The organism is Flavobacterium stagni (assembly GCF_004122105.1).
Lineage (GTDB): Bacteria > Bacteroidota > Bacteroidia > Flavobacteriales > Flavobacteriaceae > Flavobacterium > Flavobacterium stagni.
Window position 1 is genome coordinate 47,876 of sequence record NZ_SBKN01000006.1, and the last position, 19,281, is coordinate 67,156.

The following is a 19,281-nucleotide window of genomic DNA, read 5'->3' on the forward strand; positions in this document are numbered from 1 at the left end:
TATGGTAAAAAAACTACTCTTCCTCCTTTTCCCTATTCTTTGTTGGTCACAAATGACACCGCTTTCGGAACAGGCCAAAGTGAGTATTTTAACGTGTGGTCGTGGGGACGAATTGTATACTACTTTCGGTCATACGGCGATTCGAGTACAAGATACTATCAATCAATTAGACATTGTGTACAACTATGGCATGTTTGATTTTAGTACGCCCAATTTTTACGCCAAGTTTGTCAAAGGGGATTTGCAATATTTCGTGGCCGCATGTTCGTTCCCCGATTTTTTAATGGAATACCAAATGACGGAACGGGAAGTTATCGAACAAACATTGGCACTCCCCCAACCCAAAGTGCAAGAACTGTTTGAAACATTGAACGCCTCATTGTACTCTGAAGATCGGTATTATACTTATAAATTCATTGACCGAAATTGCACAACGATGGTCTATGAAAAAATCAATGCCATCCTAGGGAAACCGCTCTTAAAAAAGGTAGACGACACTTCGATTTCCTACCGCCAATTGTTGTATCCGTATTTTGACAATCATTTTTATTTCAAATTGGGCATCAACATCATTTTTGGAGCAAAAACCGATGCCAAAGCGGAGAAGATGTTTTTACCCATTGAATTGCTCCACAGTTTGAACCAAACCCAATGGCAGGGAAAATCCTTAGTGGCGGCCCAAAAAACATGGGTAAAAGGGCAACCATTACCTATGGTCAGTTCATTTTTCAATAGTATTTGGTTGGTAGTAGTGGTGTTATTGTTGATTGCTTTATCACGGAAAAGCTATGTGTACAATGCCTATTGGATCGTGAGTGGATTGTTAGGTACTTTTTTGTGTATTGTAGGCTTGTATTCCCAACATGAAGAAGTATTGTGGAACTACAATGCGTTATTGTTTAATCCGTTATTTCTTCTTTTACCTTTTATTAAAAAAGGAGCTTTACGTAGTAAACTGATAATTGCCGGATTGGTTTCTTTATTGCTTTATGGCGCTTTTATGTTTAACAAGCCCCATTTATTGCTGATGCTGCCATTCATTGGCACACACTTGTTTATGTTGCGCTTTATGATTCGCAACGAACGCAATCAATTATTGTCCTCTGTAGAATAAAACGGTACTCGCCGTTTTGATGACGATATTGATATCCATAAAAATACTACGGTGTTTGATGTAATACAAGTCGTATTGCAATTTCACCAAACTATCATCGATAGAATCGCCGTAGGTATAATTCACTTGAGCCCAACCGGTTAATCCGGGTTTTACCACATGACGGGTTTCATAAAACGGCATGTTTTCGGCAATTTGTTGGACAAAAACAGGGCGTTCTGGACGTGGACCAATAATGGCCATATCCCCCTTTAGAATATTAATAAACTGTGGAAATTCGTCCAAACGAGTTTTGCGCATGAACTTCCCAAACAGGGTAATTCGTGTATCATTTGCTGTGGTAAAAACGGCACCATTGGCTTCCGCATTTTTTACCATGGTTCGAAATTTATAGATGCGGAAAACTTCTCCATTCTTTCCTACACGATCTTGGGTATAAAATAGCGGCCCGCGGTTACCTATCAGATTTCCAAGCAAGATGATGGGAAAAAAAACGAATCCCAACATGAGTCCGAACACCGAAAACAAAACATCAAACAATCTTGAAAACAAAAGATACAAATGATTTTGATTGCTTCGACTGAAAGGAAAATAACGGTAAAAATCACGGGAAACGTATTGAACAGGAATCCGTTTCGTACTTTCTTCATACACTTGGGTATACTCCCGAATGGTAATTCCGTTTTCCAACATATGGATGAGTTGGTTGTACAGATTTACTGTGATACCGTCAGTTTTTTGAGAGGCAATTACCAATTCTGAAATGGGATTACGGCGGACAAATTTTTCCAATTCATCAATGGGAATGGAACGAATAGGACTTGACTTTTGACTGACATTCGCTGTGCCATCTGAATTAACAAAGGCGATAAATTTATAGTGAGGATCCGCATTTTCAATTCCCGACACCAATTCTGTTAATTGATCTTGATCACAAACTAATATGGCTTTTTTGATAAAACGATGGGAGGCCAAAAAAGAAACATAAAAGAAGCGCCAAACCACTAAAGTGAAAAATAAAGTCAGAAAGAAAATAATGATTTGGATTCGATTGGAGGGTAATTCAGGAGTATAGATTGGGGTTAATAAATACACCAAAACCGTTGTAAATGTGGTCAGTACAATACTTTTAGTAATTTGAAATTGATTACTCGCGACTTGTAGATTATACATTTCAAAAACTGATCCGAAAATATTGATATAAATACCTAATACGACTACCCAATAAAGATTGTCCTCAGATAAGGTAAAGTATTTAAAATCAAAAATAGAACTCACACTGTACAGTGCCAGCAGCACTAACAATACATCAAAAAGGCGCAATAAAATCTTGCGTTCTGAAACCTCAAAATGTATTTTCTTGTTACTGTTCATCGTCCTATCAAATCCGATGCAATTTAACAAAAATTAAGACACAATTATTTCAAAAGTGCAAACCAATAATTTTTGACATTCTGCCAATCAAATTGTTCTACTTTTTTACGAGCATTGGACTGAATTTGAGCCACTAAATCAGGATTCGTCAATAATTTTTTAACCGCATTCACCATACCAATAACATCGGAATCGTCGACCAATAATCCGTCTATACCATCTTCAATCAAATAGGGAACACCACCAACATTAGTGGAAACCACGGGAATACCTAATGCCATCGATTCGATAACACTCACAGGTGTATTATCATAATGGGTTGTATTGATAAAAACATCAAACTCTTTAGACAATTCGATCCATTCTTCTTTCGCTAATTTTCCGGTAAACGTGACGTCCAAATCGAGATCTTGGGCATATTCAATATATTTGTCCATGATGTTTTCTTTATCGGGTCCAACCATACACAATTCAGCCGTAGGATATTCCCTTTTTATCATAGCATAAACATCAATTGCCATTTTGGGATTGTATATTTTTGAAAAGGATCGCACCCACAGTAAGTAAGGTCCTTTAACTTCTCTAGGCTGATAATCATAGAGTCCAATATTGATTGTATTGGGAATTAATAGTAAGTTATCGGCATATTTTGGCAAGAAAGCTTCGTATAAATAATCGGAAGGAGCCGTAATAAAGTAGGCGTTTTTAAACAATAAATCACAGGCTTTCGGACTTTTCTCCAATCTTCTTGGCAACTCGCCACCATGTAATTTGGCAATGTAAGGCACTCTTAAAAATATACAGATTCGTGCAACGATATAAGCAAACCAAAAATTTTGGGTACTGTACGTATCTATTAACACATAATTGACTTTTTTGCCGTAATAAAACGTAGCGGCAATCATGTGGAATAAACGCAAGATTTTATTCTTGAAAGAAGAAGCATAGTACATTTCGTAGCCTTCTAATTCCAGAAAAGCCCCTAAGGTTTCTACTGAAGTAGCCGTATTCCCGTGTTTTGAGAGTTTATTTCCTACGTACAGTAACTTCTTCTTCATCATTAAATCGAATTTTCAGCACCGATAATGCGTATACAAATGAGGGCGCCGCCGTTCGCATCGCCGCATGATTAATTGTAAAGAACCAAAAACCAACAAAGCAAAACATATACAAATGCTGTTTGTTGTCTAAGTATAAAAATAGGGGCGTAAACAGTAATATAGCCAATCCTAGTATTCCCAACGAACCGTGTTCTGCAAGCATACGCGTTAATTCGTCATGGGAGGCAACCAAATAGCCCATCTGTTCGGTACGAATTTCAGTTCCTTTCCCAGCTCCAGCACCAAAGAACGGATTATCTAAGAAAATTTCTATTTCTCCAGCGGCTAAAGCTTCACGACCCGTAAACTTACTTTCTTTATCCCGTCCAAAAGAGTCTTTATTTGCATATCGCTTTCCAATTAATCCGCTCGTCTCGGATTCTGCATACACCCATATCAAAGAAAAAACCACTAAAAATATAGCGACGAGTTGGACCAATTGGGTACGAATAATTTTATTTGAACGGGAATAGGCAATAAGCATGAAAACGAAAATCATGATTGCACCTGTAATCATTCCTCCACGGGAAAATGTAATTAATCCGCGGTATCCTAAATTAATTGCAATAAGCAAATTGACCACGAAGAATATTTTATTTTTTGAGGCAATAAAAACACGCGTAAAAAAAATAAACATGCCCAATCCCAAGGCAGTAGAAACTTGATTAGGTCCAAATCCACCCGACGTTTCAGAGTTGGACACGGTAGAGGTAATTACTTCTTTTAAATCGGGTGTGTATAAAATCAGGTAAATGGAACATGATAAGATGGGTAATGCCATTAACAACAAAATATTGTTGAGTTCAAAGATGGTTATTTTCCGCATATAACAATAGAGCGAAGCAATCCCTAATGTGATTGGTCCTGAAATATTGAACAGTATTGTTTTCCTGATATTCGCTACTTCATATCCTAATGATTGCGTGGCAATTATGATTCCCGGGACCAATAATATCAAAAATATCCAATAGGGCACTGCATTCTTGGAAAACCCAGAATAAATCATTCCCATAATCATGAAAATAATTACGGAATACTTAGAAAATTCGTGATTGGGATTTCCATTGGTCATCCGTAAAAACACCTCACTCCCCACTACATAAGCAGCGGCATAGAGCACTTCATTGTTGGCATTTCTGGTCTTGATTATAAAGTAGATACTGATGACAAAAATTAAAATCCCATAAACTTTGGCCAATAAGGGCGCCAAAAAAATGACCACACCTAGCAGTACATGGACAAGAATAAGGAATAAATAATTTTTAACTTTAGTTTCCATTATAACGTGGCTACCCAATTTTTAAATTGTGCTACAATTGCTTTCTCAGAATGTTTTTGATCAATGGTCGAATACAATCCTTCGCCCAAGGTAAGTCTTAATTCAGGATTATCCAGCAACTGCACTAATTTAGTATAAAAAATATCGTGATTGTAATTGGGCACCAACATTCCATTTTCACCCTCTTTAATGATTAATGGAATCTCACCCACTTCCGTAGATACTACAGGTAATTTGGACAAGCCATATTCCAACATAGCAACCGGTAACCCTTCCGATTGAGAGGTAATTATCGCTACAGCCGATTGTTGCAATATCGCAGCAATATCCTGACAGGTTCCGTAAAAAAAGACCGTATGAGTCAGTTCTTTTGCTCTCCAAGTAGCATTAATCGCTTTAGAATAGTCATCTTCAAAATCTTTTCCAACCAAATGAAACGTCCAATCGGGATGCGATTGTTTCACTTTTTCAGCTACTTCCAATAACAAATGATGGTTTTTTTGAAAACGTAAATTGGCCAAACAAACAATACGTTTCCCTGCAATTCCCTTTAAATCCGTTTGCAAGGGCACAGTAGTATCCAGCAAAGTGAAATTGGGTAAATACAGCACCGATGGACAGTGTAATGTTTTTTCAGCCCAAGTTTTCAACTTGTAATTTACGACTACAATGCCTTTAAAAAAAAAGGAACACAATTGCAAAACGCGCGTTTTTTGAGAACTGATAAACTCGCTCAAACCATTATGGTCATGCCAAATGATTTGAATGGAAGGCATCACTATTTTCAATAAAAAAGCAGTAAAAAAAGAACTGCTATGCGCTTGTACATAATTGATTTGATGGGCTTTGCAAAATTTACGCAAACGCAAAATGGCGCTAACATCAATTTTTGAAGTGCGCTGCATATAGAAATAGGCTACTTCTTTGTGCAATTGCGCTTTTAACGGCCCTTCTTTTCGCGTTGTAATTAACGCAGAAAAAGCGGCAGCAGTGACCATTGCATTAGCATAATTTACTGCCATTTTTTCGGCACCCCCAATTTCTAAAGAGTCAATGATTTGTGCAATACGCATTATGATACCATTAATTGTTTTATCGCTTCATCAAAAGCGGTTGTCGTATATTTTCGTGACCATTCTATCCCATTGTTCCGAAGGAATGCATACTTGGATTCCGATTGAATTACATCCATCACTTGACGACAATCGTTTTGCAAGTGCATACTTAATAGGATTCCACGATTCCCTAGATCCAACATGTTGGAAACACAAGAAACTGGAGTAGCCACGGGTACACATCCCCAAAACATGGCTTCAGCAACTACTTTGGGCCACCCTTCACTTTTTGAAGGAAGTATTAGAAAATGTGCGTCCAAATATACTGCTTTCAGCGCTTCTGCTTCTACATTTCCTTTTAAAACTACCTTGTTTTGGAGCTTATTCTCTTGAATAAATTTGGATAATGAAGATTCCAACGCTCCTTTTCCATACACTGCTAATTCCGCTGAAATACCCTGTTCATTTAATGTTCTTACCAATTCAATGGCATAAAACGGCTGTTTGCCAGGCGCCAAACTCCCCACAAACACAAATTGCAAAGGCGTATTGAGCATTTTACTCGAACTCGGCAAGGGTTCGCCTACTGCGTAACTCGCCGTAAAAAAAGCCTTGATATTTTTAGTTTGATTGGGCCATTCCCCATACACCAAAACATGAATATTCTTGGTCCAAAAGGTATTCGACAACAAAGCACGTTGCCATTTATACGTTAGGGGTTGTTTGGCCTTTGGATCCCAATTGCCAGCATATTTAGCCGTTTTTATTTTTTTTGGAAAAAAAACTTGTGCCCAAGCGCCTAACAAACCCATATTTCCGGGGCAACGCAAATGCAAATGATCGGATTTTCGATAGGCTTTTAGAATTTTAAAAAAAATAAAGGGAATCACCCACAATGCCTTCAACATGTTTGAGAACGATGTAAATGAAAAATGGGGAACGGGAATAAATTCAATATTGGGATGTTGATAGGCTAAATGAATAGCATCCAATTTTCGATCTTCTAAAGGCGCAACCACAATGACTTTATCTGCATATTGCAACCAAATATTCATCTCTTTGATGTACGGACCATAGCCAAAGTACTTCCCGTTTTTGGCGGTATGAATCACATGCGAGATAATACAAAAAGTCATGGTTAAGAGGCTTTAGGCTGGTTGTACAATAAACTCCACCATCCCGCAATTCTTCCCAAAGTTTCACGAAATGCATCCCGCTTGTCGGTGGCGGTTAAAACATTCGTAAATCGAATAGCAGTCAACAAAAAGGCAATGGTATTCCACTTTAAACGCGCTTTCAACGTGGGATTTGGATACTTGGTGCGCCATACAAACCAACCGTTACGAATTACCATTTTACCATAATGATAAAAATCAGGTCGCCCCGAACTATCGTGGTAGTGATAAAGTCCGGCATTGGTATTCAAATACAATTTCCCTAAATTGGACAATCGCAGTGTATATTCGGCATCTTCATATAACCCATACCCTTCAAAATAGGTAGAGAATTTATGTTCGTCCAACACTGTTTTTTTAAACGATGAAACCCCTCCCATAAACTGTTGTACTTCGTATATTTTCCCCGAAGGCGGTAAAAAAGCTACACTGCGACCGTGGGATTCTGGCGGCATAAAACAAGGAGAATTGGTGGTCATCAAACCCAATTTTTTCCGAATTACAAAACGGTTGCTGTCACTGCGTTTCCATCCGTCATAGTAATATTCATTGGCTTTGGGAGTATACTTTTGTCCAACTTCAGTCCAGGGTCCAACATTGATGATGAATCCCCCTACTCCCATTGCGTCTGGAAAAAGGGCATAGGTTCCTACCAACTGCTCAAAATAATCGGGTTCCAAAACCGTGTCATCGTCCAAAAAACAAACCACCTCAGCAGCAGCCATTACACGATTGATTCCGAAATTTCGTTGTTTAGTCAAACCCCGATGTGCAGGTTCAACACGATAATACTGTAAATTAGGGTATTGTTTTGTAGCTAAAGCCTTTTCGGTTTCTAAATTTAACGAACCGTCAATAATCAATATCTCATCGGGATACCACGTTTGGTTTTGTACCGAATCCAACAAGGTTTGCAACGGTATAGGTCGCATGTAGGTACAAATGATTAATGAAAAAACGGGCTTTTGTGTGGCCATACTCCGTCGAACTTGGAAACTTATTTATTAAAATTGCCGAATTGGATTTCGGTTAATTTTCAATTATTTAGTTGCAATGAAAATCAAATTATTATAACCCGTTTTACGATTGTAAGCGATTCCTTTGGTTTGATAAAAAGCTTCTAAAGACATGATTTTTATCTGTGAAAAACCGGCTTTGCTTAAATCTTTGTGCAAATCGGAGGCATTGTAATAATACCCTGGCACTTGAAACCCGTTGAATCCCGTCATGCGGTTTCCTACTTTTACCCCAATAAATGGTCGTAAAAGCGACCGCAATTGAAAATACAATGTTTTTTTGGGAGTTCCCACTTGATTGTGAACGGTTCCAATTAATTGACCCCCAGACACGAGCAATTGGTTCGCATTTTTAAAGATTTGCAAACGCGCCGAATGTTCAGGAACATAGGTCATCATACTGTTGAAAAGGGTCACCAAATGAAAAGATTGCGCAGGTTGATTAAACTGTACTGCATCCATCACCATCGTTTCTGTGATGGAATCGATTCCCCATTTTTGAAGATTTTCACGACATTTCAAAATCATATTTTCTGAAATGTCGGTAGCTACAATGCTTTCGGGTTTAAAAAACTCAGCCACAGGTTCGATCTCACGCCCCGTTCCACAACCAAAAATTTTGATTTTTTGGATGGGATGTGAAGCACGCACTTTGGCTTCTTCCATCAAATAAAGCTCAAAATCTGAGGCTTTCTGAAGTACCTCTTGTGTTGCGATGATGTCGCTTTTTTCCCAAAAAGATTTATTATCTATTTTCATCTAGCTTCGTTTACGCATCAACATGGTTACATGCATACAAGAAAACAATCGAGAAGTCGAAGTAGCCGACAATTCCCAGTCATTTCGGTGCCAACGCTTACCAATCGCTAATCGTTTTTCCTCAGACATAGGAAGGAAACCTAGTAAAAAGAACCATTTCGACTTTCCTAACAAGCCGCGACGTTCTTCAATTTGAAAAGCTTTATCGTATTTGTAAAATGTTTTACGTGTAAAAGGCCATTCCCAAGCGGCATCCGACTGAAAAGGACGATACAACATACGAATGAATTTGATTGGTAAACTGGTTTCTAGCGGATCGTAACTGATTACGACACCTCCGGGAGCTAATTTTTCTTGCAATTTTGCAATCAATACGTCCACATTAGGAAAATGATGCAATACACCGTAAGCGTAAATGATATCAAAATCTTTCTCCGCAAATTCGTCGGAAAGAAAATCCACCGCCAAAGCTTTTGCCGTCGGAATTTCAGCCAAACGCTGGTTTAATTTATCAATGGCCACATCACTTAAGTCGACTCCAATGTATTGTTTGGAATTACGAGCCAAATGCATGGACAAACTGTTTCCCGCATAACACCCCAAATCCATTACTTTTTTCTGGGATAAATCACCAAACCATTTTTTGTGCAAATCGTACGATTCGTCCAAAATACCAATGTTTTTACGGATTTTTTTTAGGGTTTTTTCTCGAATAGAAGACCAAATTCGGGTGGCAAGGTTTTTCTTTTTGTGATTATAGAATTCTTTCTGCTTTACATTCGTTTCCAGAATTTGTTCTTTAGTTTTCATTCCGAGGGTATTAGGTTATCAAGGAAGCAAATATAACCCAATTCTACTAGAGATAAAAAGGAATTATTTTTTCTTTTTTAACAAAAAAAGGATTTTTGCCACTTTGCTTTTTTGTCGTTTTAATCCCGATTCAAAGAGTTGGTATAAGCCAAAAACAGGCCGATTTAAAATCCAATACCGGGGTGATTCAAAATCAATCAAGGTACTTCCAAACCCTTCTTTGAAACGCAATACGCCTGCACTGCCCCCCACAGAAATATCATAATGGGCATGACCCAATTGATGAGCTTCACGCATTACCCAATCGTGCATAAAATGGGACACCCCTTTGTCTTGATGCGCCAAGACTACTCCACCATTGATATAAATGTACCGTTGCCCGCAAACCATTACATAAAGCGCCCCCACAATTTCATTATTATGTGTACAAATTCCCACTTTTGCAAATCCTTTTTTCAAGTAATTTGCAAACGTTGATTTTACCGAATCATAACTCCGAATGGGATAACCTTTTTCCTTTGCATTTTGCTCAAAACAACGATAGGCTTCCTGCAATTTATCGTGTTCATCAAACTGAAGCCAACGAAATTCCAAACCTTGTTTTATTCCTTTATTGACATTACGCCAATGGTTTTTTGAATATCCTTTTTGTACCTCTTCAAAAGACTTTCCCTCAAGTACAATGGGACGCATGCCATACAACGGGATGACAAACTTAAATCGCGTACCCTGTTGCCCTTGAAAATAAAAACTAGTTTCGGGTAATTTATCGAGAAAAAATCGAAAATCAGTACCAGAATTGGGTACTGAAGGCACACTCAATTGAAAATAACAACAACCCTTCTTTTGGGCTTCTTGATGCAATAATCGAATGCATTGGTCTACCGTATCAGAATATTCCGGGAGCAAAACTGGGCCACACGGAACAACCATAAATTTGAAAAATAGAAACTTAGCGAGTACATACCCTGCGCCTCCAACCACTCGCCCCTTGTCTTTCACTAGTAAAAATCCGGTTGCAAAACCATACGATTCATAGGCTTTAACCCAATCCGAATATTGATTATACAGCCCACGTGAATGCGTATATAGCAACTGATCCCATTCCGCAATTTCTTCGGGCGTATTGGAAAAGACAAATTCTCTCATCGGATTAATCGTTTAGGCAAATCAATGCCGTTACTAACAATTATTTCACCTTGAGCATCCACATCAAAAGTGATATTCGAAAATTGTTCCCAAGCCAGTATCAACTGACTTAACGTTGGATTCCACAATTTCTTTGCAGCTATTTGCTCTCCCAAATACCTAAAATTCAAACCCGGTTGATGGGCAATTTGGGTTTCACTCTCCAGCAAACGCCCTTGATGATGCGCCATATCGACAGCAAAGTATGTGTGTGCAATAAGTACACCCGACTCATCCCTCAGCATATCGATGTTTTCTTTGCTTAACCCCGATACAAAATCAACCAATTCAACCGATTGAAATACGGTATACACTTGGTTTCCAAATTGGTGTCGGAAGAAAATAGGCGAAAATTCCGCTAATGGGAAAGGATTTTTTTGCTTTTTGGAACTCCCTAAAAACGAAATAACTTTCCAAAAAACAGGCAATACATTTTGCAAAAAAGCAAGGGCATGTTTGGGATGCTTTGTCTTTTTTAATAACCGCAAATGACTCAACGCATCGATGTAATTTCGAATGCGATGGGCGTGATTATCGGCATAAAAAACAATGGCTTTAACTGTATTTTCAATTCTTTTTAAAAAAGGTAAATGTTGAATGGACTGGCGAAAAGCTTGTAAAGTAAACTGTTGACGGTTCAACAAATTGATGATCCCTTTTGCTGCTCTTCCGGTATCCATATAATTCCAAAATACAGCAATACCATTACGTTGCATCACCGTTTGTAGTTCTTCTTCACGATAACCACTGTTTTGATACAACGACCAATTATAGGGTTGGAACCCATGATCAATCCAAACGGGAATGTCTGGCAACGGCGCTTTGAAATTTAAAAAGTCGTTCCGACTCTCTGCCTCACTTTTAATGGATTGGGATAACGAATGGTAGGCCAATTCATGACCGTCTTTCGCCCACAATTGTAATTCTTCGGATTGGTTTTGCCAAGAGGCATTCGTCTCTCGCTTGGAATAATGCTGCAAGAAAAAGCCTTTGGTCACTTTCACTCCCACCGATTGTAAAAACTCCCGTTGGGTTTTTAGATTTTCGGATGTATCATAATCGCAATGATCCGTGAAACAAACGGTTCCCACAAAGGGAATTGGGGTTCGACTCATCTCCAAAGCACCTGTATTTGAAAATAAAAGAGAAGGTAATTCTAGTAACGCAGGTGACTGGGCACCAATTCGGGTTTTTATGTTGGATGCACCACAGTAAACCGTCAAGGATTCTGCCGCTTCTGGATGAAAATGCCAGAGCAATTCGTTAGGACGTTGTGGATGCCATTCCCATATCCCTTGGGTTGTCGAACCTTGAACGTAGATACCGTTTTGTATTTGTAAAATTTTATTTGAAAATTCAGGAATCAAAACCGAATCTTTCGCTAAAATCCACTGATAATCGTGATTCCGAAATTGAAGAATGGGTTGGTCAAAGTTCAGCACCAGAACAAACCGATGGGGAATCGTAGCCGCTTCCAAAATACATTTATGCTGGCCCGAAAGCGTATGTTTTACCGCTATTCGCTGCTGTTCCTGTTGTATGTATGCTGAAGCAATCACCCGTGTTTATTTTGTGCGTTTTCCCAAAGCATTCAATTTTTTGGCATAGAAAACCGATTTATTAAATTGAATAATGCGATACGGTAACTTCAATAATTTCAATGGAATTTCCCACTTGCTTCCTTTTTTAAACAAGTACATGGAAAAATATTTATGCTTGTATTCGGTGTGTTGTTCAGGGGTAAATTGTTTGACGATTTGATACATGATTGTCGGACTTGGAACAGGTCGGATCCATTTCACCGGCGTGTCCAATTCCCACGGTTGTTTTTTACGTTTTTTACCCATGATTTTGGCCTGTGTTCCCCAAAAACGATAGCCGCCTTGTGGTGGTTTCAAATGCAAATTGGCCGAAAACGGATTAAACAATACAGGAACACCAATTTTAGTTAAGGAAATTCCGAAGTCACTATCCTCGCCATAACCGCCATCGTAATTAATATCATTCCCTTCCAATTGCATTACATATTCGCGACGCACACAGGAATTGGCATTACTAAAATTACTGGACAACCCGACTATCCAACGATTACCCTCGTACTGTTCCAATTTTTGAGTCAGATCAGCCAAAGTTTGTTGTTGGTGATCAGCACGAATATCTAAACCGTTGGCTGCTCCCGCTTTATAGGTTTGCAACAAACGAATATGATTCTCGATAAAATCAGCGGGAATACGAATATCATCGTCTCCAAATACAATAAATTCTCCCGTACATTTTTCTATCGCTTCGTTGCGGGCACGGCAACTTCCTTTGGTGGTTTGCCATTGAAAAATGACTTCAAAAGGAAAATCTGCGGGATTGTATAGCGATTCATCGCGAGATTCAGGTGGAGTAGCATCCACCACTACAACTTGCGTTGGCGGATAGGATTGCTTTCGCAAATCATCCAACAAAGTGAGCGTAAAGTCTTGACGCAACATCGTCGGAATAATATAACTCACTGTTGGCTGCCCTTGAATGGGTTCTAATTCCCGTGGAGCTACAACAGGCAGTTGGTTTCGTTTTTGAAAACGCGACTTGGCTTTCCATAAGGCAATCCATTCCAACGGATTCCATAAGCCTTTGCGATAAAGCATAAATAAAGCGTGATCGATTTTAAAATTTTTGATATAAAAATCATACCGATCTTGACGCGAAATAGTAATTGTTTCTTTTTGGGTATCTGAATACAATCCTTTGGAATAGAGCGGAATTGCACCTTGATTGCGTAGCGCATTAAAACCAAAATCGAGTGCTGCCAATTGAGGATTGGAAAAATCAGTGTCAAATCCGCCCAAGGCTTCCCAAACCGATTTACGAACCGCAAACAAGTTGGGATTGATACGCCAACTCACACATTCGTCCAACCCTTCAAAATCATTCACGTACCAAAAAAACACAAATACTTGATAGACGATATCCTTGAACGCATTTTTATAGCCTTGCTCAAAAGAAGAGTGCCAAATATCCCCATAGCCTTCAGCTAATGTGTTGAGTTGATCTAAATTGGGTGCTCCCAAATACAAAATTAGTTCTCCGGAAGGCGTTTGGTGTTCTCTAAAGTTCAAAATAATAGATTTAAATTTGGCAATACCAAGGAAATAGCCCTTTCGTAACCGTCACAAAGATAAATTTTGCGAACTATAAAACCAACAGAAAAGCTAATTTTTGACAGCGAAATAAATGGGAAAATGGCAACTGATTAATTCCCTTTCGGCAACAATTTTTGATAAGTTTCCACCAATTGTTGGGCTACTTTTTCAATACTGAATTGGGATTCAATTTTTAGTCGAGCCGCTTGTGCTATGGATGCAGCCAATTTGGGGTTTTCTAAAATTTCTAAAACACATGCCGCGAAGTCTTGATGTGCTGTGGGTGCTACTAAAAATCCGTCTTTGCCATGCGTCACAATTTCTGGCGCCCAACCGATATTTGATGCGACAATTGGTTTCTGCATGGCCATGGCTTCCAACCATGAAACGGGTAAGGCTTCTGCAAATGTGGGAAAAACACAAACAGTTGCTTTGCCAATCCATTGTTGCATTTCTGCATAAGGAACGGGCCCTACATAATTTACTTTTTGGAGTGCTTGCGCAGTAAACAACGGCTGCATCATGGCCCACACCGAAGTCGAACCCGTAATGACATCTGCGGCGTCTTTACCTACAAGAACGAGTTGGGCTTCGGGATTTTTCTCATGAATGGCATTAAAAATATGCGGCAATTCGAGCAATCCTTTTTTGCGAATTAGGGTGCCAAAATAGAGGATAATATTGGGCTCCGCTTGGGTAACGGGTTTAAAATTAGTCAAATCGACTCCGTTGGGTACCACACTATAATTACGAGAACTACCAAAAACAAAATTGGACATTTTCCCGGTGTAATCACTCACCGGAATTATTCCTGTAGCCTGATGGTAAGCGCGTTTTTCATACAAACGGTTGCGCCATTTCAACTTCCGGTTTTCAAGATGACAAAAATAGGTGTCACTACCGTGCAAACGCATCATCAAAGGACAAGGGGTATTCACATAAGCGGTAACGCCTTGCCAATCGGGCACTTCCAAAACTTCTATTTGTTGGGATGCATAAAGCGAATTGATGAGTCGTTGTATCTTTTTTTGGGTCAAATACATGGACAAACCCTTAACGGCTTTATTTTCAACTGTATAAAATTGAATTCCATTTTCTTTAAACGCGCTGTCATGGGGCTGACCGTAAACTATGACCGTAATTTGGTGGCCTTGCGCTTGAAGACCACGAACCAAACTGTAAATGGCCGTTCCAATTCCCCCTGAATTACCAATATTTGGGTGGGGATATTCGATGGTCAGAAAACCTATTTTCATGCGAGTAACTGGAAATAATTTTGCACCATATTAGCCAAGGTCAATTGGTCAATTTTCGAGTTGTAATGTACGGAATTATCCAGTAGTAATTGTTCGGTCAGTATTTTTTCTAAATGCGAAGCCAATTGTTGAATATCTTGTTCTTGAAACAAAAATCCGTTGACCGATTCTTCTACCAATCCTAAAATATTTCCTTGATTTTTGGTTGTAATTACGGGAAGTCGGCACAACAAGGCCTCGACAACAGCGTAACAAAACGTTTCCCCATGCGAAGGATGAATCAAATAATCATAATCGGCATACCGTTCATGAAGATTGGACACGCTGCCTTTGAAATTAAAATAGGATTCCAAGTGATAGTTTGTGACCAAGGTTTTCAATTCTTGTTCGTAATAGCCTTCACCAAAAACATCAATTGAAAATTGCAAATCAGATTGACGTTGCACAACTAAGCGCACTGCTTCAATCACATCTTGAATTCCTTTATCTTTTCTCAAATGGGAAGCAATAATAAATTTGCCTTGAAAGTCAACTTGAGTTCGTTTCACAAACTTTTCCGTTTGCAATCCATTAAAGATCACCTGTGTTCGGGATCGAATTTGTGACCCAAACTCGGCAATCATTTGTTGGCGCGAATATTCAGAAACTCCAATAAATCGGTCGATAAATGAAGAATAAAAGGCTCCTTTTAAACGTTTTTGCAAGCGTTTTTTCAATGGATATCCTCCAACAGGACGCGGATTGTGATCCACAACAATGAGTTGGGCACCAAACTTTTTCTTAATTGCTTTTAGTGTTGGCGTACACAATTCGATGAAATGGGTAATGATTACTGCGTATTGTGGTGCTGCGTGATGCAAAAAATAGTTTTCGACATTGGAATTCCCACTGGAAAACCGGGTCAAATTTGCATAACCTTGGTGGGAACTGTCATTTGGAAAAAACCAATCAACTGCAATTTGATGTTGTTTGCAATAGGCGTCAAACTGCCAGAAAAAATAGTCCATCCCTCCTACGCGTTCGGGTAAAAGCGCATAATCACAGAGGACTGCTATTTTCGACGGTATTTGCTTAGCACCACTCATACAATTGTTGCGCCATACGGTTACTGATTCCGGCTAACGGTGTACACACTTCGATTTCAATTAGTTGTTGTCGTTCTTTGGCATCGGTTTGTGGGTGGACTAAATACGTATTCAAAGCCGCGATTAATTCCGATTCTTGTGTAGCAATTCGGGTTGCTTTACAATCCAAAACCGTTTTAATATGAGCGTATTTCAGGAATCGACTATCGTTGTACAACCCATTGGTTTCGGTTCCAAAAACCGTATTAATCACGGGTTTCCCGAACAACATAAAATCCAAACTCATGGTAGACAACATATTTACATTGATATCGGAATGTTCAATAATGGCGCGCAAATCAAAAATATCTTCTTCCGAAGGAATGCGTTGCGACCACATTTGGTCATGACTGGAACGGGTTTGAATCCACTTGGGATTGTTCCAAATAATTTCTGGATAAGCCGAACGAATTGCTTCAAATCGCGACGGTTCTTCTGCGGGAGAAGTTCGCACTAATAATTGGGCTTCCTGTTCTAGTTTCCCGTTACGAATTGCTTCTGCAATGGTTTTAATAATCAAAGGATCGTTACCGCCAATGGATTTATCGGCACAACTAAAACAAATGATTTTTTTGGCTGGATCCAATTGGAACCGCTTCAAAAACGCCTCGCGTTCGGTTTGGTAATGGGGTAAAAAATAGGGTTCAAATTGCGGTGTTCCTACAATTTTAACGCCTTCAGGATTGGTATTGGGATAAAATTGAAGCAATTCGTCTTTCATCAACTGACTCCAAACGAGAAAATAGTCGAAAGTCCCCAGCATTCTTCCTTTAGATGCCAAATTATCCCAACTGAAAATAAAGGAACACGTCGGGATTTTCACACGCTGCGCCGCATATAAAAAAGGCGCCAAATACGAAGGCCGTTGGTGGGTAAAAAACACCAAATCCGGTTGGTCTTTCTTCAAAAGTTGGATATACGACTGTGTGATTTTATTTTTAGAAAAAGCCAAAAACTGTAGTTTCTCTGCAAAGAGAATGGTTCCGTTCGAACTGTAAATTCGGGATAAAACATAGAAAAACTTAACTACCAAATTCTTCAAGCTGTTGGTTTTGGGATAATTGGTGCGATTGTTATCGCTCATTCCAAAATTACTTTTGCTTTTTTCCATGTGGGCAATTTCCTTCCATTTTCTAAAAATAAAAGAAACATGACCTTCATGGTACACTTCCAATTCATGCACGGTAACTTGTGGATATTGTTCAAGGGCATAAATGGAGGCGGGCAAACCCGAATAGATAATGATTTGATCAAATTGCTGAACCGCTTCTTGCATGAAATTACTCATGATGAAATTACGGTACCCAACTCCATCTGTGATGACGATTCCCAGTTTTTTCATGATTTTAATTTATGGCGAATTTTTGCGAGCAACTTTTTGCATCGCTGTTCCATAGCAAAAGTACTTTTTTTGAAAATAATGGGCGAATCCATAGGTTGGGATTTGTGCTCTGGAACTTCTTTTAAAAAAGCATTGATTCGATCGGTATGTTTGGTGTTAATTCCATAACTCCGCGCATACCAGGTATGGGTTAAGATTTTTCCTCCATTTACATAAACCGAATTAGCAATACCGTCGGGTTCTGTTGTAGATTCTAAAAACAAAAAACGATGCCCTTGACGACGCAACCAAAAATAGAAACAATAGTATTGTTCAAACGTGCTTTCAGCATCATAAGCATACGGCAATTGGGAAAGATCATCGGAGAACTCCCCTGCACGACAAAATTGGTTGTTTTGAATGGTGGCTTTACGATAAATCTTTTCAATAGCCTTAAAATTTAGGATTGAAAAGAAGGTATTAATCGCATAGGGATTGTAATTTCTGTGCGCAATGACTCCACCATCACGAACACCGCATACGGAGTAATTTTGTTTTTCCATGGTTTCAATCAATGAAAAAACAGCATCGGGTTGGGTGAAAAGTACATCTTCATCCGCCATAATCAGCCATTCGATCCCTTTCCCTTTTAATTTTTGAAAAAGATAATGCAAACTGTGAATTCCGTGCATTCCATTACGGCCATCAATAATATACTTTTGAATCCCTTGTGGAAACAAAGGAGCTGATTTTTCATACAACTCAAAATTGATTACCGTAGAAAGGAGTGCAATCTTCGACTTATCCATTCTTCACCGTATTGTTTGTCAAATAATTGGACGCTTCATTATTATCCCCTTTGTAAATAAAAATCATATTGTGATAAAAATGCATGGAGGTAATATGCGCATCATAATAACTGCGTTGGTAATCGGGAATCATGAACTCGGCATGATTTAAACCATCAATTAAAGATTTAAAATACTGATAAATCGTTCCTTCTTGATTAAAATTTTGGGATGTCCCCCCATAATGTTCCCAATAGGAAGTTTGTGTATCTTCAATCACGTAAATCCCACCTTTTTTCAATTTGGGAAATAAAAACTCAAACGACTGAATCACGTGTTCGTTGATATGACTCCCATCGTCAATTATTAAATCAAGTTCGCCGGTAGTAGCAATCACTTTTTGCAGAAAATCAAAATCTACCTGACTTCCTTGAAAGATTTTGATACGTGATTCTTGCTGGGGTGATTTGTCATAAATATCCAAGGAAAATATTTTACCAAACGGAAAATAGGACTTCCACATTCGCAATGAATTCCCCCCCGAATACGGCGACTCATAACCGCCTACACCAATTTCAAGCAATTTTATGCGTTTAAAACGATAGGGCTTAAAATGCATCTGATAATGTGGCGTATAAAAATGTCCGCCCCATTTATCGGTTTTAAATAAAATCGCCCGTCGCGTCAAATTCCCAAATGCAAAAAAACCTAAAAAGGCTTTCCATTTGTTCTTGATTTTTTGCTTGGTTCTAAAATGAATATTTTTCTTTATTGCTTGAATCATTTGACCG

The 19,281-nt window shown here is 38.8% G+C and carries 17 protein-coding genes; 1 reads left to right on the plus strand and 16 read right to left on the minus strand.

The window, feature by feature from the left end:
• Position 1: 1 nt before the first annotated feature.
• Positions 2 to 1,114: a lipoprotein N-acyltransferase Lnb domain-containing protein gene (locus tag EQG61_RS10190; protein ID WP_129461818.1), complete on the plus strand. Its 1,113-nt coding sequence runs from the start codon at positions 2 to 4 to the stop codon at positions 1,112 to 1,114.
• Here the strand turns inward: EQG61_RS10190 and EQG61_RS10195 are convergent.
• From EQG61_RS10195 to EQG61_RS10270, 16 genes are all read right to left on the minus strand, one after another.
• On the minus strand, positions 1,094 to 2,488 hold the full coding sequence (locus EQG61_RS10195) for a sugar transferase (RefSeq protein WP_129461819.1): 1,395 nt from the start codon (positions 2,486 to 2,488) through the stop codon (positions 1,094 to 1,096). The two genes, EQG61_RS10190 and EQG61_RS10195, sit on opposite strands and share 21 nt — an antisense overlap.
• 44 nt (positions 2,489 to 2,532) lie before the next feature.
• Positions 2,533 to 3,549 carry a glycosyltransferase family 4 protein gene (locus EQG61_RS10200; RefSeq protein ID WP_129461820.1) on the minus strand — a complete coding sequence of 339 codons (1,017 nt, stop codon included), beginning with the start codon at positions 3,547 to 3,549 and terminating at the stop codon, positions 2,533 to 2,535.
• Positions 3,515 to 4,867: an O-antigen ligase family protein gene (locus EQG61_RS10205; protein ID WP_129461821.1), complete on the minus strand. Its 1,353-nt coding sequence runs from the start codon at positions 4,865 to 4,867 to the stop codon at positions 3,515 to 3,517. The genes EQG61_RS10200 and EQG61_RS10205 overlap by 35 nt, the downstream gene beginning before the upstream one ends.
• Positions 4,867 to 5,940: a glycosyltransferase gene (locus EQG61_RS10210; protein WP_129461822.1), complete on the minus strand. Its 1,074-nt coding sequence runs from the start codon at positions 5,938 to 5,940 to the stop codon at positions 4,867 to 4,869. The genes EQG61_RS10205 and EQG61_RS10210 overlap by 1 nt, the downstream gene beginning before the upstream one ends.
• Entirely contained in the window at positions 5,940 to 7,058 is a 1,119-nt protein-coding gene (locus EQG61_RS10215; RefSeq protein ID WP_129461823.1) for a glycosyltransferase, read from the minus strand. Before EQG61_RS10215 ends, EQG61_RS10210 begins: the two co-directional genes overlap by 1 nt.
• 2 nt (positions 7,059 to 7,060) lie before the next feature.
• Positions 7,061 to 8,074 carry a glycosyltransferase family 2 protein gene (locus EQG61_RS10220; RefSeq protein WP_129461824.1) on the minus strand — a complete coding sequence of 338 codons (1,014 nt, stop codon included), beginning with the start codon at positions 8,072 to 8,074 and terminating at the stop codon, positions 7,061 to 7,063.
• 63 nt (positions 8,075 to 8,137) lie between these two features.
• The gene (locus tag EQG61_RS10225) at positions 8,138 to 8,872 is read right to left on the minus strand and encodes a class I SAM-dependent methyltransferase (protein ID WP_129461825.1); all 735 of its coding nucleotides are present in this window, start codon (positions 8,870 to 8,872) and stop codon (positions 8,138 to 8,140) included.
• Positions 8,873 to 9,682 (minus strand): class I SAM-dependent methyltransferase, encoded by an 810-nt coding sequence (locus EQG61_RS10230; RefSeq protein ID WP_129461826.1) that lies wholly within the window; start codon positions 9,680 to 9,682, stop codon positions 8,873 to 8,875. It abuts the gene before it with no gap.
• 63 nt (positions 9,683 to 9,745) lie between these two features.
• Positions 9,746 to 10,831 (minus strand): lipid II:glycine glycyltransferase FemX, encoded by a 1,086-nt coding sequence (locus tag EQG61_RS10235; RefSeq protein WP_129461827.1) that lies wholly within the window; start codon positions 10,829 to 10,831, stop codon positions 9,746 to 9,748.
• Positions 10,828 to 12,429, minus strand: coding sequence for a hypothetical protein (locus tag EQG61_RS10240; RefSeq protein WP_129461828.1), 1,602 nt, complete (start codon positions 12,427 to 12,429; stop codon positions 10,828 to 10,830). The genes EQG61_RS10235 and EQG61_RS10240 overlap by 4 nt, the downstream gene beginning before the upstream one ends.
• A 6-nt stretch (positions 12,430 to 12,435) precedes the next feature.
• On the minus strand, positions 12,436 to 13,977 hold the full coding sequence (locus tag EQG61_RS10245) for a glycosyltransferase family 2 protein (RefSeq protein ID WP_129461829.1): 1,542 nt from the start codon (positions 13,975 to 13,977) through the stop codon (positions 12,436 to 12,438).
• Between the two features lie 134 nt (positions 13,978 to 14,111).
• Positions 14,112 to 15,257 carry a glycosyltransferase family 4 protein gene (locus EQG61_RS10250; protein WP_129461830.1) on the minus strand — a complete coding sequence of 382 codons (1,146 nt, stop codon included), beginning with the start codon at positions 15,255 to 15,257 and terminating at the stop codon, positions 14,112 to 14,114.
• Positions 15,254 to 16,342 (minus strand): glycosyltransferase family 4 protein, encoded by a 1,089-nt coding sequence (locus tag EQG61_RS10255; protein ID WP_129461831.1) that lies wholly within the window; start codon positions 16,340 to 16,342, stop codon positions 15,254 to 15,256. Before EQG61_RS10255 ends, EQG61_RS10250 begins: the two co-directional genes overlap by 4 nt.
• Entirely contained in the window at positions 16,329 to 17,723 is a 1,395-nt protein-coding gene (locus EQG61_RS10260) for a glycosyltransferase family protein (RefSeq protein ID WP_129461832.1), read from the minus strand. The genes EQG61_RS10255 and EQG61_RS10260 overlap by 14 nt, the downstream gene beginning before the upstream one ends.
• Positions 17,720 to 18,511: a hypothetical protein gene (locus tag EQG61_RS10265; RefSeq protein ID WP_129461833.1), complete on the minus strand. Its 792-nt coding sequence runs from the start codon at positions 18,509 to 18,511 to the stop codon at positions 17,720 to 17,722. The genes EQG61_RS10260 and EQG61_RS10265 overlap by 4 nt, the downstream gene beginning before the upstream one ends.
• The gene (locus EQG61_RS10270) at positions 18,504 to 19,274 is read right to left on the minus strand and encodes a class I SAM-dependent methyltransferase (RefSeq protein WP_129461834.1); all 771 of its coding nucleotides are present in this window, start codon (positions 19,272 to 19,274) and stop codon (positions 18,504 to 18,506) included. Before EQG61_RS10270 ends, EQG61_RS10265 begins: the two co-directional genes overlap by 8 nt.
• Between the last annotated feature and the right edge of the window lie 7 nt (positions 19,275 to 19,281).